24 protein-coding genes are annotated in these 22,987 nt (G+C 63.0%); 15 read left to right on the top strand and 9 right to left on the bottom strand.

Annotated elements, in window-relative coordinates; genetic code table 11:
* Positions 1-28 precede the first annotated feature (28 nt).
* Complete coding sequence (locus tag ACRYA2_RS18875; protein ID WP_433631697.1) at positions 29-1,231, bottom strand: iron-containing alcohol dehydrogenase family protein; 1,203 nt, start codon at positions 1,229-1,231, stop codon at positions 29-31.
* Between the two features lies 1 nt (position 1,232).
* Positions 1,233-2,195 (bottom strand): ring-cleaving dioxygenase, encoded by a 963-nt coding sequence (locus ACRYA2_RS18870; RefSeq protein WP_433631694.1) that lies wholly within the window; start codon positions 2,193-2,195, stop codon positions 1,233-1,235.
* 367 nt (positions 2,196-2,562) lie between these two features.
* Between ACRYA2_RS18870 and ACRYA2_RS18865 the strand changes: the two genes are divergently transcribed.
* The 8 genes from ACRYA2_RS18865 (at position 2,563) to ACRYA2_RS18830 (ending at position 10,011) form a co-directional block, all read left to right on the top strand.
* Entirely contained in the window at positions 2,563-3,873 is a 1,311-nt protein-coding gene (locus ACRYA2_RS18865) for an LVIVD repeat-containing protein (RefSeq protein WP_433631691.1), read from the top strand.
* A 341-nt stretch (positions 3,874-4,214) separates the two neighbouring features.
* Positions 4,215-5,891: a glycoside hydrolase family 13 protein gene (locus ACRYA2_RS18860; RefSeq protein WP_433631688.1), complete on the top strand. Its 1,677-nt coding sequence runs from the start codon at positions 4,215-4,217 to the stop codon at positions 5,889-5,891.
* A gap of 131 nt (positions 5,892-6,022) precedes the next feature.
* Positions 6,023-6,316, top strand: coding sequence for a DUF211 domain-containing protein (locus tag ACRYA2_RS18855; protein ID WP_433631686.1), 294 nt, complete (start codon positions 6,023-6,025; stop codon positions 6,314-6,316).
* 8 nt (positions 6,317-6,324) lie between these two features.
* Complete coding sequence (locus tag ACRYA2_RS18850; RefSeq protein ID WP_433631951.1) at positions 6,325-6,894, top strand: VIT1/CCC1 transporter family protein; 570 nt, start codon at positions 6,325-6,327, stop codon at positions 6,892-6,894.
* Between the two features lie 61 nt (positions 6,895-6,955).
* A complete protein-coding gene (locus tag ACRYA2_RS18845; protein ID WP_433631684.1) occupies positions 6,956-7,840 on the top strand; it encodes a DUF7351 domain-containing protein in 885 nt (294 codons plus the stop codon).
* 121 nt (positions 7,841-7,961) lie between these two features.
* Entirely contained in the window at positions 7,962-8,234 is a 273-nt protein-coding gene (locus tag ACRYA2_RS18840; protein WP_433631682.1) for a hypothetical protein, read from the top strand.
* 2 nt (positions 8,235-8,236) lie between these two features.
* The gene (locus ACRYA2_RS18835; RefSeq protein WP_433631679.1) at positions 8,237-9,178 is read left to right on the top strand and encodes an ABC transporter ATP-binding protein; all 942 of its coding nucleotides are present in this window, start codon (positions 8,237-8,239) and stop codon (positions 9,176-9,178) included.
* Positions 9,175-10,011 (top strand): ABC transporter permease, encoded by an 837-nt coding sequence (locus ACRYA2_RS18830; RefSeq protein ID WP_433631676.1) that lies wholly within the window; start codon positions 9,175-9,177, stop codon positions 10,009-10,011. Before ACRYA2_RS18835 ends, ACRYA2_RS18830 begins: the two co-directional genes overlap by 4 nt.
* Before the next feature lie 281 nt (positions 10,012-10,292).
* Here the strand turns inward: ACRYA2_RS18830 and ACRYA2_RS18825 are convergent, their stop codons facing one another.
* On the bottom strand, positions 10,293-11,021 hold the full coding sequence (locus tag ACRYA2_RS18825) for a CPBP family intramembrane glutamic endopeptidase (protein WP_433631673.1): 729 nt from the start codon (positions 11,019-11,021) through the stop codon (positions 10,293-10,295).
* A gap of 550 nt (positions 11,022-11,571) precedes the next feature.
* Between ACRYA2_RS18825 and ACRYA2_RS18820 the strand changes: the two genes are divergently transcribed.
* The 4 genes from ACRYA2_RS18820 (at position 11,572) to ACRYA2_RS18805 (ending at position 14,759) form a co-directional block, all read left to right on the top strand.
* Complete coding sequence (locus ACRYA2_RS18820) at positions 11,572-11,766, top strand: hypothetical protein (RefSeq protein WP_433631670.1); 195 nt, start codon at positions 11,572-11,574, stop codon at positions 11,764-11,766.
* Complete coding sequence (locus ACRYA2_RS18815) at positions 11,763-12,827, top strand: isocitrate lyase/PEP mutase family protein (protein ID WP_433631666.1); 1,065 nt, start codon at positions 11,763-11,765, stop codon at positions 12,825-12,827. Before ACRYA2_RS18820 ends, ACRYA2_RS18815 begins: the two co-directional genes overlap by 4 nt.
* Position 12,828: 1 nt before the next feature.
* A complete protein-coding gene (gene aceB / locus ACRYA2_RS18810) occupies positions 12,829-14,130 on the top strand; it encodes a malate synthase AceB (RefSeq protein WP_433631663.1) in 1,302 nt (433 codons plus the stop codon).
* 239 nt (positions 14,131-14,369) lie between these two features.
* Positions 14,370-14,759, top strand: coding sequence for a hypothetical protein (locus tag ACRYA2_RS18805; RefSeq protein ID WP_433631660.1), 390 nt, complete (start codon positions 14,370-14,372; stop codon positions 14,757-14,759).
* A 237-nt stretch (positions 14,760-14,996) separates the two neighbouring features.
* Here ACRYA2_RS18805 and ACRYA2_RS18800 read toward each other — a convergent pair whose 3' ends face one another.
* The 3 genes from ACRYA2_RS18800 to ACRYA2_RS18790 all read right to left on the bottom strand — a co-directional run bounded on the left by ACRYA2_RS18800 (position 14,997) and on the right by ACRYA2_RS18790 (position 17,210).
* Positions 14,997-15,251 (bottom strand): hypothetical protein, encoded by a 255-nt coding sequence (locus ACRYA2_RS18800; protein WP_433631656.1) that lies wholly within the window; start codon positions 15,249-15,251, stop codon positions 14,997-14,999.
* 79 nt (positions 15,252-15,330) lie between these two features.
* Positions 15,331-16,227: an ABC transporter permease gene (locus tag ACRYA2_RS18795; RefSeq protein WP_433631653.1), complete on the bottom strand. Its 897-nt coding sequence runs from the start codon at positions 16,225-16,227 to the stop codon at positions 15,331-15,333.
* On the bottom strand, positions 16,224-17,210 hold the full coding sequence (locus ACRYA2_RS18790; protein WP_433631650.1) for an ABC transporter ATP-binding protein: 987 nt from the start codon (positions 17,208-17,210) through the stop codon (positions 16,224-16,226). Before ACRYA2_RS18790 ends, ACRYA2_RS18795 begins: the two co-directional genes overlap by 4 nt.
* Positions 17,211-17,492: 282 nt before the next feature.
* On the opposite strand from ACRYA2_RS18790, the gene ACRYA2_RS18785 reads away from it, so the two are divergent.
* On the top strand, positions 17,493-18,305 hold the full coding sequence (locus tag ACRYA2_RS18785; protein ID WP_433631647.1) for a helix-turn-helix transcriptional regulator: 813 nt from the start codon (positions 17,493-17,495) through the stop codon (positions 18,303-18,305).
* 365 nt (positions 18,306-18,670) lie between these two features.
* On the opposite strand, the gene ACRYA2_RS18780 is transcribed toward ACRYA2_RS18785, so the two are convergent.
* Entirely contained in the window at positions 18,671-18,865 is a 195-nt protein-coding gene (locus ACRYA2_RS18780; protein ID WP_433631645.1) for a DUF7501 family protein, read from the bottom strand.
* A gap of 3 nt (positions 18,866-18,868) precedes the next feature.
* On the bottom strand, positions 18,869-18,985 hold the full coding sequence (locus tag ACRYA2_RS18775; protein WP_433631642.1) for a rubrerythrin-like domain-containing protein: 117 nt from the start codon (positions 18,983-18,985) through the stop codon (positions 18,869-18,871).
* Between the two features lie 418 nt (positions 18,986-19,403).
* On the opposite strand from ACRYA2_RS18775, the gene ACRYA2_RS18770 reads away from it, so the two are divergent.
* Positions 19,404-20,921 carry a glutamate-cysteine ligase family protein gene (locus ACRYA2_RS18770; RefSeq protein ID WP_433631639.1) on the top strand — a complete coding sequence of 506 codons (1,518 nt, stop codon included), beginning with the start codon at positions 19,404-19,406 and terminating at the stop codon, positions 20,919-20,921.
* A 353-nt stretch (positions 20,922-21,274) separates the two neighbouring features.
* On the opposite strand, the gene ACRYA2_RS18765 is transcribed toward ACRYA2_RS18770, so the two are convergent.
* A complete protein-coding gene (locus ACRYA2_RS18765) occupies positions 21,275-21,427 on the bottom strand; it encodes a hypothetical protein (protein ID WP_433631636.1) in 153 nt (50 codons plus the stop codon).
* A gap of 133 nt (positions 21,428-21,560) precedes the next feature.
* Between ACRYA2_RS18765 and ACRYA2_RS18760 the strand changes: the two genes are divergently transcribed.
* Positions 21,561-22,628, top strand: a complete 1,068-nt coding sequence (locus ACRYA2_RS18760) for a zinc-dependent alcohol dehydrogenase family protein (protein ID WP_433631633.1) — start codon at positions 21,561-21,563, stop codon at positions 22,626-22,628.
* Positions 22,629-22,987 lie beyond the last annotated feature (359 nt).

The following is a 22,987-nucleotide window of genomic DNA, read 5'->3' as shown; positions in this document are numbered from 1 at the left end:
CCGGGGTCCCGGCGCGAGGGCCGGTGACTCAGTACGACTCCCGCAGCACGGCCTCTATCTCCGCGGCGTCCGGGTCGAGTCCGGGCGGCGCATTCGCCGTGAACGAGTCCGCGACTATCGCTTCGGCCACCGCGGGGAACTCGTCGGGGCCGGGTCCGTCGACGTCCCGGAGCCGCGACGGCAGGCCCAGGGCGTCGCGGACCTGCGCTACCGCGTCGACGACCGCGTCGGCGGCGTCGCGGGCGTCGTCGACGTCCAGCGCCTCAGCGAGGAGGTCACGTCGACCGTCGACGCGGTCGAAGAGGTACCGGAGGACGTGCGGGGCGATGACGGCGTGCGCGGCCCCCTGCTGGACGTCGTCGGTGCGCGTCAGGCCGTGGCCGAACGCGTGGACGAGCGAGAGTGTCGTCTCGCCGGGTCGCGAGATGCCGTACTGGACGAGCAGCAGGTTGCGGACGACGGGTTCCAGCGTCCGTACGTCCGCGTCGTTCCGTCCGAGTCGTCGGAGCCCCTCGTCGAGGAGGCCGAGCCCCCGGACGGCCGTCGCGTCCGTTATCGGGGTGGCGTTGCGGGCGTACAGCGTCTCGATTCCCTTGTCGAAGCCGTTCATCGCCGACGCCGCGAGGATGGGCTTCGGCGTCGTCGCGAAAAGCGCCGGGTCGTACACGGCCGCCCGCGGCATCAGTCGCGGGTCGGAGACGCCGCCGCTCGCCGGTTCGTCGACGAGTCCAGAGGCGGGCGAGGCGGTAACGCCGGCACCATCGGACAGGTCCGCGCCGGCGAGCGTGGTCGGAACGGCGACGATGGGTAGCGTCGAACCGGTCGGGGACGATATCGACCCGGTCTCGGCGAGTTCCCGACCGACCGCCTCGGGCGACCTGTCGTCCCCGGCGAGGAGGCTCGCGACCTTCGCAACGTCGAGGCTGCTCCCGCCCCCGAGCGCGACGAGAACGTCGGCGTCGCGCGCCTCCAGAGCTTCGACCCCGTCGTAGGCGGTTTCGAGCCGCTTTTTCGGCGTCGTCTCGGCGAAGACGCCGGCCAGTCGGTTGCCGAGTCCCTCCGTGACCGGGTCGATGACCGCGGGAGTGTCGCCCACCGTCGTTCCGCACACGACGAGCGCTCGGTCGAACCCCTGTTCGGCGAGTTCGTCCGAGAGGTCCTCGACGCAGCGGGTACCGTACCTGAGCACGCCGGGACGGTACTCGAAGCGGAACCCGTCGCTCCGGTCCACGCTACGCGTCCCCCGACGCGACGGTCGGCCCGTCGAACGGCGGTAACTGCGCCTCGATGGCCTCGCGCTCGTCTTCGAGCCATTGGGGGAGCCGCAGGTCGGAGCCGAGGTCGTCGACGTCCTCGTCGACGGTGAAGCCAGGGTCCGTGGTCGCCATCTCGAAGAGGACGCCGCCTGGTTCGCGACAGTAGACGGACTGGAAGTACTCGCGGTCGACGACGTCGGTCGCGGTCAGTTCGTGGTCGGCGAACGCCTCCCGCCAGCGCTCCTGTTCCTCGACGTCGACCGCCTCGAACGCCACGTGATGAATCGTTCCGACGCCCGACTGTCCGCGACCGTCCGCCTCGACGAGGTCGACGACGGACCTCGGTCCGCCCCCGTTCGCGCGGTACCGTCGTCGCCCGTCAACCTCGTCCTCGCGTTCGTAGCCGAGGACGTCGGTCAGCACCGAGGCGGTCGGGTCGAACGCCGGGACGGCGAGCGTCACGCCGTGGAATCCGCGAAGCTGGTGGTCCGCCGGGACGGGACTCCCGTCCCACGGTCGCACGTCGGCGTCGGCGGCCTCGTCGCTCGCGACCAGCGCGAGGCCGATGCCGTCGGGGTCGTCGAACCGGAGCACGGTCTCGCCGAATCGCTCCGTCCGGTCGATGTCGACGCCCTCGTCGGCGAGTCGGTCGTGCCAGTAGTCGACCGACTCGGGGCGTATCAGGTAGCCCGCGGTCCGCGTCTGCCCGGCACCGGCCCGTCCCCGGCGGCCGCCGTCCGTCCAGGGGAAGAACGTGATGGACGTCCCCGGTGTCCCCACCCCGTCGCCGAAGTAGAAGTGATACGTCGTCGGGTCGTCGTGGTTGACCGTCCGCTTGACGAACCGTAGGCCGAGCGTGCCGACGTAGAAGTCGGCGTTGCGCTGGGGGTCGCCCGCGATGGCAGTGACGTGGTGGAGTCCGGGTGTGGTCGGTGACACGTGTCTTCTACTCGGGCCTCAGAGCGGGTATGGTTTACTGGACGCGAGCATCACCTGGTTACGTTCGGTTACCGTCCGACATCGCCACCAAATCGGCGGTACGCGGGAAAGGAACGCTCGGCACGCTGACGGTTCGTGTCCCGCTAGCGTTCGTCGGCGGCGAGTCCGTCGTACCGAAAGGCGACCTCGGGGGAGTCCACAGGCACCGCAACGACCGCGGGAGATGTGGCCCGAAGCTGACAACGGCCGAGACCGGTCGGCAGTTTCCTTTCCTTTCAGGCGGCCCATAACAAACGGGGAGTCCGTCGTTCCGACCGTTGGAGTGATTCCAGTGAGTTCTCAACGCGATTCACGAACCCGCCGTCGGATGCTGCGGCGTTCCGGCGTCGTCCTGGCGGGGACGTTCCTCGCCGGGTGCGCCGGCTTCCCCAGTGCGGGCGACGAGGACACCGAGGACGGAACGACGACGAGCACGAGGACGGAAACGGTCGACCCCGGTCAGATGTCGCTCCGGAAGCTCGGCCAGACCCGACCCGCGGCGCAGCCGCCGCCCGGTGGCGGCTACTCGGAGACGGCTGTTCGAACGGATGGCAAGTACGCCGTCCTCGGGACCAAGTGGGGGACAGAGGGCACGTATCTCCTCGACCTCACCGACCCCGCCTCCCCGAACGCGGTCCACCACCTGAAGGGCTCGAACGACGCGCCGAACCTGGACGTCAAGTTCGACCACCGGGACGGTCTGTACTACCGGGCGATAGAGAGAACCTGGCCCGGTAACTTCGAAATCGTCGACTACGGCTACTCTACCGGAACGCCGACGAACCCGAGGATCGTCGGGTCCGTCTCCGAGGGGAAGTCCCACAACGTGACGCCACACCCAGGGAAGCCGGTCCTCTACACGGTGAACTACGGCCTGGAGACGAACGGGTTCGACGTGTACGACGCGGGCGACCCGACGGCCCCGCGCAAGGTCGGCCAGTACGGGCCCCAGGGAGCCTGTCACGACATCACCGTGGACCCGGAGCGAGAGGTGCTCTGCGCGGCGTTTCAGGCGGGGCAATTCATTGGCTTCGTCGTCTACGACGTGAGCGACCCTCGCAACCCGTCCGAAATCGGGCGTTTCGACTACAGGAGTCGGAAGTCGTACGATCAGGCGAGCGTCGGGGAGGAAGCATTCGGCAGCGCGCATCACGGCCACTTCGACCCGCGCCGCGACCTGCTCGTCCTGGGAGACGAGCGGCCGTACGGCGTCCCGGGCGGAAAGCACGTCTTCGACGTCGGGTGGCGGGACGGGTCGCTGGAGAGCCCCGTCCCGGTCGGGTTCACCATCTCGCCGAACGCCCGCCGCATGGAAGAGGGGAAGCGGACCGAACGCTTCGACTGGACCGGCCATCATTTCAACATCGTTCCCTGGGGGGACGCGACCTTCCTCGTCAGCGCCGACTGGCACGACGGCGTCGTGGTGTACGACGTCACCGACCCGACGGCTCCGCATCCGGTCGACCGGTATCCGACCGCCGACGGTGCGGACGCAGTCACGCCGAACGACAGCGTCGCCGCACTCGGTGCGCCACCGATGGCGTGGAAGGCGTCGTACAATCCCGAACGGGAACTCGTCGTCGCGAGCGATGCGTTCACCGGCCTCTACACGTTCGAGTTGACGCCTCGACCGGGGTAGTTCGCTCGACGTCCCGGCGGAGGATACGACTCGGGAGGGCCGAACGTCGGCGCGAAAGTCGACGCCCGCTTTCGGGTAGCGAACCGCTCGCCACGACGGGAGACGATAGCTGAAACCGCCGTGCGACGGCGCGATTCGAACTCGGTCGAAACGCCGTCGACGAGGGTCACGGAAGTCCGCTTCGGACGATGTCGACAGCCGAGTGTCGCAGTTCGAAATCCGCGACGTACCGTCCGTCGCGGAACGTCGACGCTCTCCCGTCGCGATACCTCGAAACGAACGGTCGACCGGCGCTGTCTCTCGTCGCCGCAATCAAGGTGCAGTGCGTCGTAACAGTCATCATGAATGACGGCAGAACGTGGTGGAAGGAAGCCGTCGTCTACCAGATCTATCCCCGGAGCTTTCACAACGCGAACGACGACGGCATCGGCGACCTGCGGGGCATCTCGGAGAAAGTCGATTACCTCGACGACCTGGGCGTCGACGTCGTCTGGCTCTGTCCGGTGTACGACTCGCCGCTCGTCGACGGCGGCTACGACGTTCGCGACTATCGTGCAATCCACGACGATTACGGGACGATGGCCGACTGGGAGACGCTGCGCGACGACCTCCACGCGAGGGACATTCGACTCATCATGGACATGGTGACCAACCACACGTCCGACGAACACGAGTGGTTCCGCAAATCACGCCGCAAAGCGGGGAAGTATCGGGACTACTACTGGTGGGTCGACGGTGACCCCGACCGTCCACCGAACAACTGGGAGTCGTTCTTCGGCGGGCCGGCGTGGAGTTACGACGAACGGCGCGAGGCATGGTACCTTCACCTGTTCGACGAGAAGCAACCGGACCTCAACTGGCGAAATCCCGACGTCAGAGAGAGCCTCTTCGAGATGGTACGGTGGTGGATCGAGAAGGATTGCGACGGATTTCGCTTCGACGTCATCAATCTCATCTCCAAACCCCCGGATTTGCCCGACGGGGACCCGGATTCGACCCAGCGAGGGAAAGAACAGTTCATCAACGGTCCACGAGTTCACGAGTACGTCCGGGAGCTGCACGACAGGGTACTGGACGACTACGACGTCGTGACCGTCGGAGAGACGTCCGACGTCACCATCGACGAGGCGCTGCGGTTCCACGAGGACGGCCTCGATATGGTGTTCTCGTTCCAGCATCTCCACATCGACAAGGGCGACCGGGGACCCTGGGACTTCGACGACTGGACCCTCGACGAACTTCGAGACGCGACCGCGAGGTGGCAGCGCGGTCTGGAGGACGGGGCCTGGAACAGCATCTTCCTCGGCAATCACGACCAGCCGCGACTGGTCTCGCGATTCGGCGACGACGAGGAGTACCGGGCCGAATCGGCGAAGATGCTCGCGACCTACCTCTTCACCCTCCGGGGTACCCCCTTCGTCTACCAGGGGGACGAGATCGGAATGACGAATCCGACGTTTCGTCGCCTCGACGAGTATCGAGACGAGGCGACCATCCAGAAGGTCATGCTCGCACTCCAGACGGGCGACGTCTCGACCTTCGACAAGATCCGGGACGCGGTCGACTTCTGGAGTCGTGACAACGCCCGGACTCCGATGCAGTGGTCTGACGACGAGAACGCCGGGTTCACGGACGGGGAACCGTGGATAAAGGTCAACGAGAACTTCCCGGAAGTCAACGTCGAACGGGAACAGGGGGACGAAGACTCCGTCCTCAACTACTATCGCCGTCTCGTCGTACTCCGCCATTCAACCCCCGTCATGGTGTACGGCCGCTACGTCCAACTCCTCGAGGACCACCCGGAGATCTACGCGTATCTCCGAACGCTGAACGACGGATCGGAGCAGCTGCTGGTCGTGCTCAACTTCTTCGACGGGGAGCCGACGTTTCGGCTACCGGACGACGTTACGTACGACCGAAGCGAGAAACTCGTCGGCAACTACGGCGACCGTACCGGCGACTCGATAGCCGAAATCGATCTCCATCCGTACGAGGCGCTCGTGTACCGACTGGAGTGATCGTCGGTAGTCTCCGGACGAAACGCGGTCGGGAGAGACCGGTCGAGTGCGACGAGCCGACGTCGATAGCCGGGAGCGGAGGCACCTCTCGGACCCTTAGCACTAAGCGCCTTCCGAACGATGCTCCGGCGATGGTCGAAACCAAACGCCTGGTACTCGACGTCTTGAAACCCCACGACCCAGGGATCCTCGAATTTTCCGAGGTCATCGCTCGCTGCGAGGGCGTTTCCGGAGCGAACGTCGTGTTGCTCGAAACTGACCGCGAGGTGCAGAACGTCAAGGTCACGGTCGAAGGCGACGACATCGATTCCGCTGCTGTCGAAGAGGAAATCGACGGTCTCGGAGGGACCGTTCACTCATTCGACGAGGTAGCGTGTGGCGAGGTACTCGTCGAAGAGAGCGAGACGCCCCAGGACGTTCGATGATGGCGTGGATGGAGGAAGTGAGGGAACTCCTCCGAAAAGAAGAGGTTCGGTCAATCTCACGCAGATATTTCATCTCCAACGGGTTCGACGGTACGCTGACGAGCATCGGAATCATCGTCGGAGCGTATCTCTCCGGTGTGTCGGACGGCGTCACGGTGGTCAAAATCGGTGCCGGTGCTGCCGTCGGCCTCGCAACGTCCGGCGTCTGGAGCGTCTGGGAGATAGAGCGCGCCGAGAAGCGGGCGGAAATCCTACAACTCGAGCGAGCGATGCTCGCCGACCTGGACGATACGAAGGTACAACGCCAGAAAGTCGGTGCACGAAAAATCAACGCTGTAATGAGCGGAATCGGGCCGCTCATCGGCATCCTCTTTCCACTGGTTCCGTTTCTGCTCCAGGGGACGTACCTCTCGCTCCTCGAAGCGACGGTCGTCGGTGTCGGCATCGGCGTCGGCGTTCTGTTCGCGTTCGGCGCCTACCTCGGCCAGCTATCGGAGCAGAACTGGTTCGTCGCGGGCGTTCGCATGGGTCTTGCGGGGCTCGTGGTCACGTTCGTCAACTTCCTCCTTCCGGGGTAGTGGACCCGCCCGCCCGAAAGCGAGTAGTTTGTACGAACTCACACCAGAATAGGTGATATCCATGCCTGACAACGCGTCCGTCTCACCGGAAGAAGCCTTCTCGGTGCTCGGAAACGAACTGCGGACCGCGATTCTGCAGGCGTTCGCGGAGGCAGAACGCGACGGAACGAACGGACTCACGTTCACCGCGATTTACGACAGAGTTCCGGTCGACAGTACCTCCCAACTGTCGTATCACCTCGATATGCTCGACGAGATATTCCTGTACAAGGACGACCAGGAGTACGCCCTGACGCAGGCAGGCGACAAGGTCGTGCGGGCGATACTGTCCGGGACGTACTCCGAACGCCCGTCGTTCGAGTCGACGCGACTCGAAGGTCGGTGTCCGGCCTGTGAGTCCGTATCGTTGCGGGCCGACTATCGCGAGAGGGGACTCGTCGTCGTCTGTACCGACTGTGACACGCAAATCGTTGTCTACGACCTCCCTCCCGCCGAAGCGAAGGACCGGTCGAGTACGGAGATTCTGCGGTCCTGCGACCAGCGGATTCATCACGAGTACGCCACCGCCCTCAGGGGAACGTGTACGGCCTGTGGCGGACGAACGTCGGTCGAGATCGACAGCGAAGACGGCCCCGGTTCGACGGAACACTACTGCATCGCGCGATGTCGAAGCTGCTATCGTCAGGTCTTCGCTCCCCTGTACGTTCGATTGCTCTACCATCCGGCGGTCGTCGTATTCTACTGGAAGCGGGGCGTCGATATCTCGTCGGTCCCCTTCTGGGAGATATCCGAGTACGTCCGGAACTGGAGCACAGAGGTCATCGAGGAGCGTCCCTTCCGTGCTCACGTCACGGTCGCCTACGAAGACGCCGAGATGCAGTTGACTGTCGACGGCGCACTCGACGTCAGTCTCCCGACTTCGAGGGGGTCGAAACCAGACACCTGACTCTCCCGTTGGATCTGAAGACCGATGCTCTTCCCGTGGGTCAAGAGAATTTGAGTAGCCGCTCTGACAAGATGTAACTAAATTGACAATCCTTTTCAACCCTTCCAGTATAGGTTCTCGTATGGTCACCTTCGCAGTTGAGGCTATCTACGAACGACGCTTCCGCTGGTTCTTCGTGCTACCCTGTGCGCTGGGGTGGATGTTCACTGCGTCCGGCGGGAGCAGTCCCCCCTCGATACTAATGCACGACGTTGGCAACGTACCTCCGGGACGACTTCTCCTGGCCGCGTCCGTCGTCGCACTCGGTATCTTCGGAATCGTCGGAACCGACCGCTACCGAAACCAGGTAGGAGACCGCACCGTCCCCATCGGCCGTGCGACGGGCGGTGACTGACGGTGGCCGCAATCCAGACGCACGGGCTGACGAAGCGGTACGGACACGACATCTACGCAGTCGACGACCTCTCGCTGACCGTCGAAGAAGGCGAGGTGTTCGGGTTCCTCGGTCCGAACGGTGCCGGGAAGTCGACGACCATCGACGTGTTGCTGGACTACGTCCGGCCGACCGCTGGCTCCGCGACGGTTCTCGGATACGACGCCCAGCGCGAGGCGGCCGAGATTCATCAGCGGGTCGGCATCCTCCCAGACGGGTACAGCCTGTACGACCGGCTCACGGGGCGCGAGCACGTCGAGTTCGCCACCAACATGAAAGGAGTGGACGACGACCCGGACGAGATTCTTCACCGGGTCGGCCTCGATTCGACGGCGGCGGCCCGACCGGCGGGGACGTACTCGAAGGGGATGAGCCAACGCCTCGCCCTGGGAATGGCACTCGTCGGTAATCCCGAGGTGCTGGTGCTCGACGAGCCATCGAGCGGGCTCGACCCCGACGGTATACGAGACATCCGCGAGATCACCCGAGAGCACGCTGCCGACGGCGGTACCGTCTTCTTCTCCTCCCACATCCTCAGTCAGGTCGAGGCGGTCTGCGACCGCGTCGGTATCTTGAACCGGGGTCGACTGGTCGCCGTCGATTCCGTTAGCGGACTCCGCGACGCGCTTGGAACCAGCTCGACCATCACGCTTACCGTCGACACGCCACCGACAGGAATCAGCGTCGACGGAATCGAAGGTGTGACGGAGGTGACCATCGAGGAAGACGTAGTCCGAGCGACCTGTACCGAACCGGCGGCGAAGGTGGCCGTCATCGATCGGGTGAGAGCCGCGGGAAGCACTATCGTAGACATCGAAACCGAGCAGGCGTCACTTGAGGACCTCTTCTCCGAGTACACGCACCCCGACGCACGCACCGAAGCCGTCCCGGAGGCGGTGCGATGAGCTGGCAGGTCATCGCAGCGAGGGAGTTCCAGGACGCCGTCCGTTCGCGGCTCCTCTGGGGACTCGTCGCCGTCGTCGCAGTCGTGATCGGCCTGACTGCCGTCGTTCCGTTGTTGATCCCGGCGATGAACGCCTCCGCGCTGACCGGCCTCGGCGCGGCCAGCGAGTTCGCTGCGATACTCGTTCCGATCATCGCACTCGTCGCTGCATACCTTGCCATTGCCGGCGAACGGGAATCGGGGAGTCTACGGCTCCTGCTCGGCCTCGAACCGGCCCGATCCGCGGTCGTCCTCGGGAAGTTCTTCGGTCGGACTGCGGTCGTCGTCACCGGACTGGCGATCGGATTCGCTCTCGCCAGCGCCGTCGCGTGGCTCGCGTACGGGTCGTTGCCACTCCTCGCGTTTCTCGGCACCCTCTTCCTCACTATCTGTCTGGGGGTTTCCTTCGTCGGCATCGCGGTCGGGATTTCCGCGGCGACTGCGACGCGAGCGAGAGCGATGATGCTGGGGATTGCAAGTTACCTCGGGCTGGCACTGCTCTGGGACCTCCTACCGCAGGGTGCACATCTCGTCATCGAGGGGTCGCCGCCGGGGGGAACCGTCCCCGCGTGGTTCCTGTTGCTCGAAGGGCTCAGTCCGTCCGGTGCCTACAGCGCGCTGGTGACTAGGACGCTGAGTGCGATAGACCCTGCTCTCCCCGGACCGGCGAGCCTCCTCGGCGGTCCAGTTCCGGTCTACCTCGAGTGGTGGGTCTTCATGCTCGTCCTGTTCGCGTGGACGGTCGTCCCGATCGTTGCCGGATACTGGGTGTTCGAACGGGCAGATCTGAACTGATTACGGGAGCCATCGTGACCCCGTGACCATCGAAACTCTATCCGACGACCCCTGAACGCAGATTGAATCGACTATCGAGCGGTCGTTCCCTCGCAGTGTATTGGTCGTGTGAGCAGCCAGCGATAGAACAGCGGGGGTATCAGATAGATCCGATGTCGAAGACGACTCCAACGACGATACCGATCGTGACGACCGTTCCAGCGTAGACGCCCGACGACCGACGCTCGAACGGTTCGTCCACCAGAATCGGATTCGAGGCCCGGAACCGGACGATGACGCACCTACGTCGCTTCGAGGGGCGACCTCGACGTTCCGGTTGCCCACTGCCGGTACAGCAGGACCAGCAGTGCGTAACACGCGAAGATGACTCCCCAGTTCGGCCACGCGCTCGAACCCGGGTCGACGAACAACGGCCACAAGTCGCCGATTCCGTGCAGGAACGCCACGAGGTACAGGTTACGCGTCAACTCGTAGACGGTACCGAAGGTGATACCAGAGAATATCAACATCAAGAGTATTCCCGACATCTCCCGGAGTTGGACGCCTCCGACGAGGACGATGACGGGGACATGTAACAGGGAGAAGGTGACCGCCGCCGTCACCACTCCGAGTGCCCTTCGAGTACGGTCGTTGCCACCCTCGAAGAGTGCGGTCAGTTTGTTCTGGAGATATCCACGAAACACCAGTTCCTCGGCCGGTCCGACGAAAAGATAGAAATAGACGCCACTCACGGCGATTTCGAACGACGAATAGTTCGGTGGCACAGACTGGACCCCGACTGACACTTCGGTCCCACCGAGGATAGTGAGCCCAGCGACGACCCCGTTGAGTACGAGCACGACCCCACCGACGGCGACCATCGCTGGAGCGAGGAGTTGGGGAGAGAGTCCGAGATCGCGTAGTCGAACACCCTCGTACCGGAGAACCAGCAGTGCAATCCCGATTTGAACGGTCGACGACGCCATGCCCAGGATTCGCTCGGAAACGACGCTCGGTTCTGGACCCACCATTTCTGTACGTACGCCGTTTGTAAAAATCAGCCATAGCGAGAGGAAAAGGACGGTCGCGAGTACTGGCGAGATTCCGCGGTGGAACGTCGGAGGCCACTCCGGGGCGTATTCGGCTTCCCGTTTCGATGTACGTGGCACAGCTAGCGGGCAGGTTCTGGTCGAAAACAGATATTCATATCGCTTCACCTATCAGTAGTCTTACTCACCAACTGGTAGTTCAGGAAGAGCAACCAAGACGCATAGAGACCTCGTGCTGTTGAGATTCTTTATATTCGCCGGACAATTCGTGTTAGCCCTCTATCATTTGGTGCAACGTCAGTGAGGGTTCGAGAGCGTAGAATTATGTGAGTTATTGTCTGTCAATTATATTCCTTAATCACTCCAGAGTCGTAATGGTCCACTAAAGACTATTAACATTATCAATCATAACATTTATCGGTGGTTCGCGTGACCAACGACTGTGGTGAAACGAACGATGGTATCCGTACTCCGCCCCAGACGTCGACCCTGAATCGCCTCTTCGAACGACCCGACAACCGCAGCAACCGATATGACAGACCGGACTCGATACGACCGAAGCGAAGAAGAAGCGCCGACAGTTCCGATGATCACCCCATCTGGTGAACAGACGCCGACGATCGACCCCACGAGCGTCCGTGCACTCCGACAGAAGTGCGCGGTCCTCCGGACGCATCTCGAACAGATCGAAGAGATACTCGACGGTATAGACGCTGAAGACCGATGATTCCCGACAAAGACGTGACGACGACCGACCTGGAGAACCGTGCCGCTCAACAGTTCCGCGACCGACTCGACTCGCAGGACTACGTGTTCGCGCCCGGCCTGTACCACGCCCTCGACGCCCGCCTGGCAGAGATGGCCGGACTCGATGCCGCGTACATGAGCGGCTACTCGACGGTGCTCGGGCAGTTCGGATACCCCGACCTCGAGATGGTGTCGATGACCGAGATGGTCGAGAACGCCAAACGCATCGTCGAAGCCTGCAACCTCCCCGTCGTCGCCGACTGCGACACCGGCTACGGCGGCATTCACAACGTGCGTCGCGCCGTCCGCGAGTACGAGAAGGCGGGCGTCGCCGCCGTCCACATCGAGGACCAGACGACGCCCAAGCGGTGCGGACACATCGCCGGGAAGAAAATCGTCTCGCGCGAGGACGCCCGCGGTCGCTTCGAAGCCGCCGTCGACGCCAAACAGTCCGAGGACACGGTCATCATCGCCCGGACCGACGCGTACGGCTCCGCGAACGGCGACTGGGAAGAACACCTAGAACGCGGACGCATCTACGCCGACGCGGGCGTCGACATCGTCTGGCCGGAGATGCCGGACCCGAGCCGCGAGGACGCCATCGAGTACGCCGAGACCATCCACGAGACTCACCCCGACCTCACGCTGGCGTTCAACTACTCCTCGTCGTTCGCGTGGTCCGAAGAGGACGACCCGCTCACGTTCGACGAACTCGGCGACCTGGGGTACGAGTACATCTTCATCACCCTCTACGCGCTTCACTCCGGCGCCCACAGCGTCTTCGAAGACATGGTGAACATCGAGGAGAACGCCGAAGAGGCCCAGTTCGACCTCGAAGACCGGTATCTCGGTCACGAGACGGAATCCCATCACGACCTCTCGTTCGTCGACCGCTATCAGGAGATCGAGAAGGAGTTCGACCCCGAAGCGAACGAGCGCATCGAAGGCTCCGAAGGATACTCCGAGGACGAGTCCGACCCCATCACGTCGGAAACCGACGGGGGCGAGACGGTCGCCGCGTCCGAAGGGGAGGACGACTGACGTGAGCACTCGCCGCCAGCACGACCGCGCGTTCGTGCGGACGTTCTTCACCTCGCCGACGGCGGTGGAGGGAGAAGACGACTCCGCCAAGATGGTGCGGAGTGCGGCCCAGCTACGCGGAATGGAAGCACCGGACGTCTGGGTCCCGGACAACGAGGACGCGACGGCACCCTCAATGCGCGACGAGGGTGCCGAGAACGTCGTCGACGTCGTCGCCGAACACGGGGCGGACTTCCCCGGCGAAATTCACCCCCGCGTCGTCTGGCATCGGGACAGCCCCACCACGCGGTACCAGGGCTTCCAGCACATACTGCAGATCGCCGACCCCGAGAAAGGAGCCATCGAGCACATCGACGGCTTCGTGATTCCGGAGGTCGGCGGCATCGACGACTGGAAGAAGGCCGACGAGTTCCTCACCGTCGCCGAGAACGAGCACGGCCTCGAGGAAGGGAGTCTGGCCATGTCGGTCATCGTCGAGAGCGCGGCGGCCGAGTTGGCGATGGGCGACCTCCGCGAAGAGATAGCGAAGCCGACGAACAACCTCGAACGCCTGTTCATGCTGGTCGACGGCGAGGTCGACTACACGAAGGACATGCGCGCGATGACGCCAACCGGCGGACTGCCGTCGTGGCCGGAGCTCCGCCACAACACGTCTCGGGGTGCGAGCGCTGCCGGCCTCGTCGCGGTCGACGGTCCGTACGACGACATCCGGGACGTGGAGGGCTACAACGAGCGGATGACCGACAACCGCGCAAAAGGGATGATCGGCATCTGGTCGCTGACCCCGGGCCAGGTCGTCGAAGCGAACGAAGCACCGCTACCGCCGGAAACCGGCAGTTGGCTCATCGACGTGGACGGCCGCGAGGTCGAACTCGAATCGGTGGACGACCTCCACGTCTACGACGGTGACCGGATCGAACTCGAGGACACCAGCGATGGCTACGTTCTCCGCGTCGACGGTGACGAACTCGAACTCGACGAGGACGAACTGCGTGAAGAGCTGCTGGACCTGACCGAGTACGTTCCGAGCATGGACGACATCGTCGACTCGATGGAGGAATTCGAAGCGGCCAAGGAAGCAGGCAGGGGCGCTATCTCCATGACGCAGGCGGCGACCATCGTCGTCGACGGGAACGAAATCGACATCACCAAAGACCGAATGTGGGACGAGGCCACCTACCAGGCCGCGATGACGCCCATCAGCCTGTTCCAGGACGTGTACGAGAATCGTCCGGACCAGCACGAAGCACTGGCGGAGTTGTACGGCGAGGACGTCGTGCAACGCGCGATGAACGTCGGATAACGGGGAAGTCGACGTTCCCTGGACTTCGACCGTTGTCCGAGACGATAACAGGTCGTCCGTATTTTTGCACCTCCGAGACGTGACAGCGATAAACCCGCTACCGGAACAGCAGGAAGACCCGAGCGGCGGGACTGGTCGAGCACGGAGGGTAATGCCGGGGATGGCGTGCAAGCGGGGGACGGACCGGAGTCACGTGTGGCGCCCACAACGTTATCCCGTTCATTCTCCTGTGTCACAGTATGGCAGACACGAAAAAGAGCCGGGACGAGCAAGCCCGTGACGAAGAGAACCGCCAGCGAGAGCGAGAACTTGAGCAGGCGCGCGAGCGCATCGACGAAGCCGAGCCGCCGCGTGACGAACGGGGCGAAGCGAACGAGACCCGAAACGAGCAGGACGAGTCTCCGGATTCGCCTCGCGAGTGTCACCGTCGCAACTGCGACGAGCCGGCGGCGTTCGTCGTCCTCGAACGATACCAGGAAGACACCGGTCACGGCGCCGTCGAGGCGGAGGCCCTCCTGTGTCGAGCGCACACGGACGAGGAGAGTCCGACGAACCTCGATGGCGTCTACGAGGACTACGTGTTTCGCGTCGAGCCACTGCCGGAGATAGCGAACGCGGACGCGTCGTGACGGCTTCCGCACGTCGAACCGTTGGCCCCCGGACTGGTGGCGGATCCAGTCGATTCGGACGAGGGGAGTCTCCAGCCCCCGGTCAGTCCACAGGGGCGTAGTGTGGGCTTTGCTGCCGGCCAGCTACGGAGCGAGTGGCCATGCTCAGTCGGTACCACCGTACCGGTGACGACATGAGCAACAGCAACTCGAAACCGAAGCGTTCGCTCTCCTTGCTCCCCTTGCGTCGATTACTTATTATAACTCGCGTATGAAGGTGACCTCCCAACTCCCCTCGACCTTCTTCGCATCGACGACGACGAGGCCGTCGTCTTTGGGGTCGTCTCTGAGCACCTCGACCTGGTACTTTCCCTCCGGTTCGTCATCGGATGCGTCGTCCGCGGCCGCTTCGTCGAACGGCGATGGACGGACCGCTTCTCCGCTAGCGTAGTTCTTATCGACACACTTCTCTATCGCCTCTCTCAGATCGCCACTCGCTGCGGAGTAACTCATACCGGACATGGCGACCACGGTCAGTTAATCTAATCGGCCGAAAGCGTCAGCAGAGACGAAGAAGAACGCTTAGCTGGATTTATTCGAGGTCGGAGCGCTCGAATCGCCAGTAGCCAAGCACGACGGGGATGATGCCCCAGGCAACCAGTACGATAACCGAAGCCCAATCTTCGAGGTAGAACGGGACCTCGCCTGCGACGCGATTGGCGAGTTCCAGTCGCTCCGGCGGGGTAGTTGTGGGAATATCTTCGAGAGGGAACTCGGGAACTGGGGCCACCTCCTCGTTGAGGGCGGCGCCCGTGAGTACGCGGAAGGCCTCTAAGGGATTGAGTCGTTTCAGGAGGAAGTACCAGCTATCGGCTTGGATTCCCGGAAGAGACCCGTTGACGGCGTAGTACAGCCCCACGATTATCGGCTTCCAGAAGAACACCATCCCCATGAACGACCCGATGGTAAGTCCCATCGCCCGTCCCCTGGTCGCCGTGGCGGCTGACCCACCAACGGCGAGGCCCGTGAACGTCAGTCCAACCAGTATACCAGCGGCCACGAACCCGACGAACGCTCCGACGTTGGGGGCGCCGTACAGCGTCACGACCAGTACACTCGCCACGGCATATCCCACGGTAAGTGCCGTGCCAGTGACCAGAAGTCGACCGACGAGTTTCCCGGTTACGATATCCAATCGAGAGAACGGATAGCTTAGCAGGACGTGCAGACTCCCCGAACGGCGCTCGCCGACCACGGCCATGTAGCCTGCGGCCAGTGCGATGCCCGGGACGAACAACTGGCCGAGCATCGCGACGCCAGCCAGCGCCATTGCGGCGTCGACAGTCACCCGGTCCGGGAAGAGCTGTTCGGCGGAGAGGAGTGCCATCACCAGAAAAGCGACGAAGACGGTGATGAGTCCCCAGAGCATCTTCGACCGGACTGCGTCTTCGAAGTCCTTCCTGGCAACGTCCTTCCAGGTAGCCGTCATGGGGACGCCTCCCCGACGGTCGGTTCGTTCCGACCGACTTCTCGAGACGTTTCGCCGGTCGTATAGGCCGTGAAGACGTCTTCCAGGGAAGCGCTCTCGGAGTCGACGTCGAGGATGTCGACGCCGGCGTCCGTGAGACGGGCGATGACCCGTGCCTTCGCCCGTGACTCCGAACACGTGACTCGAAGGATGCCGTCCGTTTGGACGACCGAGTCGACACCTTCGATGGGTTCTACCTCGACGTCGACGTCGTCGGTCACCCGCAGACGTAGTTCGGAGCCAGCTCCGACGGTTTCGCGTAATCCCTCGACAGTGTCGACTGCCACCAATTTCCCCTCGTACAGGATACCGACGCGGTCACAGATGGCCTCAACCTGGCCGAGGATATGGCTGGAGAAGAACACGGTCTTCCCCGCCTCGGCCGCCTCGCGAACGAGTTCCTGCATCTGGCGGATGCCGTGGGGGTCCAGTCCAGAGGATGGCTCGTCGAGGATGAGGAGGTCGGGGTCGCCGGCGAGTGCCATCCCCAACGCGAGCCGCTGTTGCATGCCCTTCGAATAGTCACCGACTGGTCGGGAGGCATCAGCCCTGGTCAGGCCGACTCGGTCGAGGAGCGCGTCGGGAGCAGTGGCGGCGTCCTTCCACTCGATGGCGAACTCTAAATGTCGCCGCCCGGACAGTCGGTCGTAGAGACCGAACCCCTCCGGAAGGACACCGATGCGCTTCCGGAGTGCCTCTGATTCGTGATGCACGTCCAACCCCAGGACCGTCGCGGATCCTGCAGTGGGGCGCACGTAGTCCAAGAGCATGTTGATGGTGGTGGACTTGCCGGCACCGTTGGGACCGAGGAATCCGAACACCTCGCCGGATTCGATCTGGAGGTCGAGTTCTTCGACCGCAACGACTGCACTGTCACCGGACCCGTACTGCTTTGTCAAGCTGTCCGTTTCGATGACTGTCTCCGAACTCGTTCTGGAGGTCACGACGAAACACACCTCCAGCGACGGATGCGGCTCTCCAATCTTTGCCGAGGATGGCGTTCGCTTCCGGAAGTTCGGTGCCGTCTCTCCTGTCGCTCGCCCGGTAACGTACTCGATCCGTCGGTCTCTAACGAAGCCATCTCCGTTTGCAGCGTAGGAGCGCGTCGTGCTTGTACTCATGTATTGAGATTTACATCACGAACGGGAACCGTTCCACGAAACGGGACTGTACCAGTCGTCGAAACGCCTTAGTCAGCCGCCTTGTTATAAACTAGCAAAGATCCGATGAAGTTCGACGACGAATTCCTCGAAACGGCGGTGGGCCGCAAACCGGTTTTGGTAGCATTACTGGAGGGACCACACCACCGCCGCGAACTCCAGGAGCAACTCGACCTCTCCAAGTCAACCTGCCACCGGATTATCCGGTCGTTCGACGAAAACGGTCTCGTCCGACGAACGAATTCGGGATATGGATTGACCCTACTGGGGCGCATCGTTGCCGAGCAGGTCATGCAGTTCGAGGAGGGTCTCGAAACAGCCTGTCAGCTACAGCCGCTACTCGAACTGTTCGAGTCGTCCGCAGAAGAGTTCGACTGTGCCGTGTTTACCGATGCCGACGTCGATTGGGTCGTCGAACGGGACCCACCGTTCACGATCGATAGAGACGTGGAGTTCGTCGAACGTAGTGACGTCATTAGGGTCATCGATTGGACACCCGTGCCGGAACTGTACATCCAAAAGATTTTCCAAATTATCGCAGAAGACGGGATGAGAGCCGAGTCTATTTATCCGAAAGACGAGGTGGAACACCGCCTGGGAAAGTTCCCCGAGTTACACGACCAACTCATCGAACGGGAGGCCAAACCACGATACTGGGTTTACGACGACGTCCCTCCCTGGGGAATGACGATATACGACGATTCGCTCGTCCAGTTGCGGGCGTACGAACAGCAGTCCGGTGCGCACCTCCTGGACGCGACTACGGATGATCCACGGGTGGCAGAATGGGCGATGGATATCTTTGCTGATTATCGCGACCGTGCCGACCCGCTATCGGCCGTCGACGATCTGCCCGATTGGGGCGATTACTCTTGGTGACGAGTCCGTCACTGTTCGCACCGTGAGCCAGTAGTCGACCGTTTTCTCGGACCGTCGTTGCTTCTCGACGGTATCTGCGTTCGCTCACGGCAAGGGGTCGTCCGCAGCAACGCTACACCGATGGTAGAATGGGTTTCCTCCTCCACAGCGACGCGGTGATACTCGGCGAAGAGTGGCGGGCGACGAGGGTCCGGCCAGCGTTCCACGAATGGGCGCGGACCTACGGCACCAGGGTGACGACGAGTCCCCGGCCGCTTCGACGCTCGTCAGGCCCACCTGCCGGAATCCGTTGTTCCGATAATCGAGCCGGCGACTTCGAGTCCGGTTGGCGAACACCAGAGGACGACGGTTCGCCGTAACGGGAATCACCCGACCCATTCGCCCCCGACGTCGTCGGCGACGCGTTCTCGCCACGTCTCGAAACGCTTCTTGCAGGACTGATTACGTTCGAGATGGTCGACGAACGCCGGACCTGCGTTCGCGAGCTCGTCGTTACAGAAGGGACACCGTTCGGGGTCGTTCCACGTCGTCACGTCGTCGGGGTGGGATTTTTCCGACATCTCTTATTCCCGTGGAACGGCGATGTTCCGTAACCGACCGTCACAGTCCGGACAGGTCGACTGGTACGAACTCGTGGTGACCCGCCGCATGCAGTTTCGGCACTCGTAGTACTTTCGCATGGTTGTTCGTCTACCTCTCCACGGAATACGTATCGTACTCTTCCATGTTAAGTGTTATCATTGTACAAATGGGCGGCTATTTCCGATACACTAATCAGATGTCAAATTCTCATTCGCGTTGGTCCGTACGTCGAGACGGTCGCAGCACGACGAAGCCCGGAGTATCGACGCCGGAGTGACCCCGAATTACCGGGCGTGTCCAACTCGACCAACGCTACTACTGACTGACGACCCTTCGAACTGCTGCTGGCCACGTGATTACGAACGACCGTATCCACGAAAACTAGTTCCACCCAAGAGGGAGAGCTGTGAGAGAAGAGGCCGACTCTCCGTTCGGTATCAGTGAAATGGATGAAACGATGGCTTCGTCAACTCTGTCACATAGCATCTTAACCTGCAGGACTCCGTACAGTGCGTGATGGCCTCACCCGTCGAACTCGTCGAACGATCGCTCGCCGACGCGACCCAGGATGAGTTTGACCGTCGAGTCATCGAGCAAGCTGCGAACTTGACCACAGCCGTCCGAAACGGGCGGCTTGCGAATCCGGGGTTCGCCCTCGGACTCGAATGCGAGTTGTACGCCGTCACCGACGACACCCGTCTTGCACGACTGCCGGGGGAGGTGTTCGATGGTCCCTGCGAGCGGGAACTTGGCCTCCACAACGCCGAACTCCACACTGCACCCAGCCCATTCGCCGTCGAGGGAATCGAGAATCAGGTAACGCAACTTCGGCGCCAGTACCAGCGGGCACAGCGAGCCGTGAACCGACACGACGTGGAACTCGTCCTCGACGGAATGTGGACCGTACCGCCTCCGGAAGGAACCGTCTCGTACCTTAGCGAGGTGGACGAACACGGCGACGTGACCGTCGCGGAAAACATGACGGTCTCTCCCCGATACTACGCGATAGACAACGACGTCCTCGATCGAGCCGAGGGGACGCTCTCCCTCACGGTTCCAGGAACCGTCCGTGACTTCCCGTCGATCCTCTTCGAGTCGCTAACGAGCTCGATCCAGCCACACGTCCAGGTTCCCGATCCGGAACTCTTCCCCCGGTACCACAACACGGCAATCCGAACGCTCGGTCCGGTACTCGCGTTAGCGACGAACTCGCCGCTCTTGCCACCGGATCTCTACGACGTCGACGACCCGTACAAGCTGCTCGAGACCACCTTTCACGAACTTCGAATTCCCGTGTTCGAGCAATCAGTCAACGCCGGGTGGGAAAAGGTGCGGTTCCCCGACGACATCCGGACGACGACCGACGTCGTCGACAATCTGGTGGCAGATCCGACGTGTGCGCCGTTCCTGCGTGAATGGATCGCTAGGGAGGACTCGGAGACGTTCGACGACCAGTTCTGGGAACTCGGCCACAAGCGGGGGACGTTTTGGCGGTGGCTCCGGGGCGTCATCGGCGGGCAACCGGTCGGCGAGGGCGACCAGTGGTCGATCCGCATCGAGTATCGGCCCCTCCCGACGCAGCCGACGATAACCGGCGTAGTGGGCTTTCAGTGTTTGGTTGCCGGACTGCTCCGTGGGCTGGTCAGCGCCGACCATCCTCTCCCGGAACTCGATCACGGAGCAGCCGAACGGAGCTTCTACAGCGCCGTCGAGTCCGGCCTCGACGCCGACCTCGCGTGGATTACCGCTGACGGCGTCCGCACGACGAACGCAGAAGAGATTTACGAGGAAATCTTCGACTTCGCTCGCTCCGGCCTGCGTGAGCAGGGAGTCTCGACAGAGCTCGTCGAGACGTATCTCCGGCCGATCGAACTGCGCTGGGATCGGCGAACGACGCCGAGCCGATGGAAACTCGCTCGGGTCCGCGAGCAGCTCGATCGGACGGACTCGCTCGAGGTCGCCGTCCGCGAAATGCAGACCGAGTACGTCCGACGAGCAGGGACTACCGCCGCCTTCGCGTACTGGGGCCAGTGAAAACGTACCTCCGGACCCGCACCTCTCCAATTCCCATTGCCACGAATGAACCACACAGTTCTGGCCGGTGGCCACGTGGGCACGACAGTGTCCTGAACGTCCAATCGGGAACGGTACGCACTCGTTTGCGGACGACAGGCCGTAACCGGTCGTAGAAACGAGACCCCGACCTCGCTCGGCGGATGAAGCGTACGATCGACGGCGGAGAGGCGTCGTGACCCTCGGCGTCGTCGGGAGCGCTCGAGTCGAGTTTGGCGACGTGAGCCGAGAAGGCCCAAATCGACGAGTCGGTCGACGACGCACGCGGACGCATCGACACTGCCATCGAATAATCGGCAGTCGACGATGCGGGTCTAGTGATCGAGCGCCGCCTGGGCCGTCCCAACCGCCTGCGCCGCGGCGTTGACCCGGCCGCTGGCGAAGAAGTCCACGAGCCGGTGGAACCCCTCGTTCTCCTCGCCGAACTCTCGGACTGCCTCGCGTATCGAATACTGTACCTCTGACAATCGAAATGCTATCTCTCCACTGAGATTCCAATACAAAACAACCTGCCATATATGCATCTCTCGTTAACGGAATCGCGGGAGTCGGCGTACGTTCGGCCGTAGATTTATCTTCGAGAACGTCTAGAAAATCCGTATGCGTGCTGCAGTGTTACGAGAGTACGGCGAACCGCTTCAGATCGAGGACGTGGAACGGCCCAGCCCCGACCCCGACGGCGTCGTGATCGAAACGGAGGCCTGCGGCATCTGTCGGAGCGACTGGCACGCCTGGCAGGGCGACTGGGACTGGATCGGGGCGAAACCACCGAAAGGGCAGATTCTGGGCCACGAACCCGCCGGAACCGTCGTGGCGGTGGGGGAGGACGTGACGCGTCTCCGCGAGGGCGACAGCGTCGCTGTCCCGTTCAATCTCAGCGACGGCACTTGTCCCGAGTGCCGGAACGGTCACTCGAACGTCTGCGAGAACCTCGTTCCGCTCGGGTTCGCCGAGGCCGCGCCGGGGGCGTTCGCCGAGCAGGTGCACGTTCCCGCCGCCGACCAGAACGCGGTGGCGCTGCCCGACGACGTATCGCCGGTAGCCATGGCCGGACTGGGGTGTCGGTTCGTAACCGCATTCCACGCACTCGTTCACAGGGCGGACGTCGACGCGGGTGACTGGGTCGCCGTCCACGGCTGCGGCGGTGTGGGGCTCTCGGCCGTCCACATCGCCTCGGCCGTCGGCGCGAACGTCGTCGCCGTCGACCTCGCCGAGGAGAAGTTGGAAAAGGCCGCAACGCTCGGTGCGGCCGAGACCGTGAACGCCGCGGAGACGGACGACGTTCCGGGAGCCGTCAGGGCCGTGACCGACGGCGGAGCCAACGTCTCGGTCGACGCACTCGGCATCGCCGAAACGTGCCACAACTCCGTGAACAGCCTCCGCCGTCGGGGCCAGCACGTACAGATCGGTCTCACCACCGAAGACGAGCGAGGGAGCGTCGACCTCCCGACCGACGCGATGGTCATGAAGGAGATCGACTTTCTCGGTTCGTTCGGGATGCAACCCCCGCGCTACGACGAAATCTTCCGGATGGTCGAACGGGGGACGCTCACCCCGAGCGCCGTCGTGTCCGAAACGGTGACCCTCGACGACGTGCCCGACCGGCTCGCCGCGATGACTAACTTTGAGACCATGGGTATCCCCGTCGTGGACGAGTTTCGGTCGTAGATGGCGCGTCTCCGTCACCGGAGTACTCGGTGGAACGGCTCAGTGAGAATCGTTCGGTCACGCCTCGGACAACGTCGCCGGGGCAAGTGGCTCGGGCTCGGCCAAGTACCCCTCGTAGCGTGACCCGGACCACGATGTTACGGTTAGTTCTCCACGACTCGCACTCCTCGAACCACCAGTTCGTCCCCGCGTTCCTCGCCCACCTCGATTACCACCGATTCGTCGGCGATGTTCACGTCGATTGAGATCAAGCAGAACGTCCACTGTTCAGCGTAATGCAAGGTGGAGCCTCCGGCCTCAAGGAGCGAGCGAAGCGAGCGAGTAGGCCGGAGAGGAACCCGACACGGTACTACACCAGC

The organism is Halomicrococcus pelagicus (genome assembly GCF_050954125.1).
This window is presented reverse-complemented; position numbering and strand designations above follow the sequence as displayed.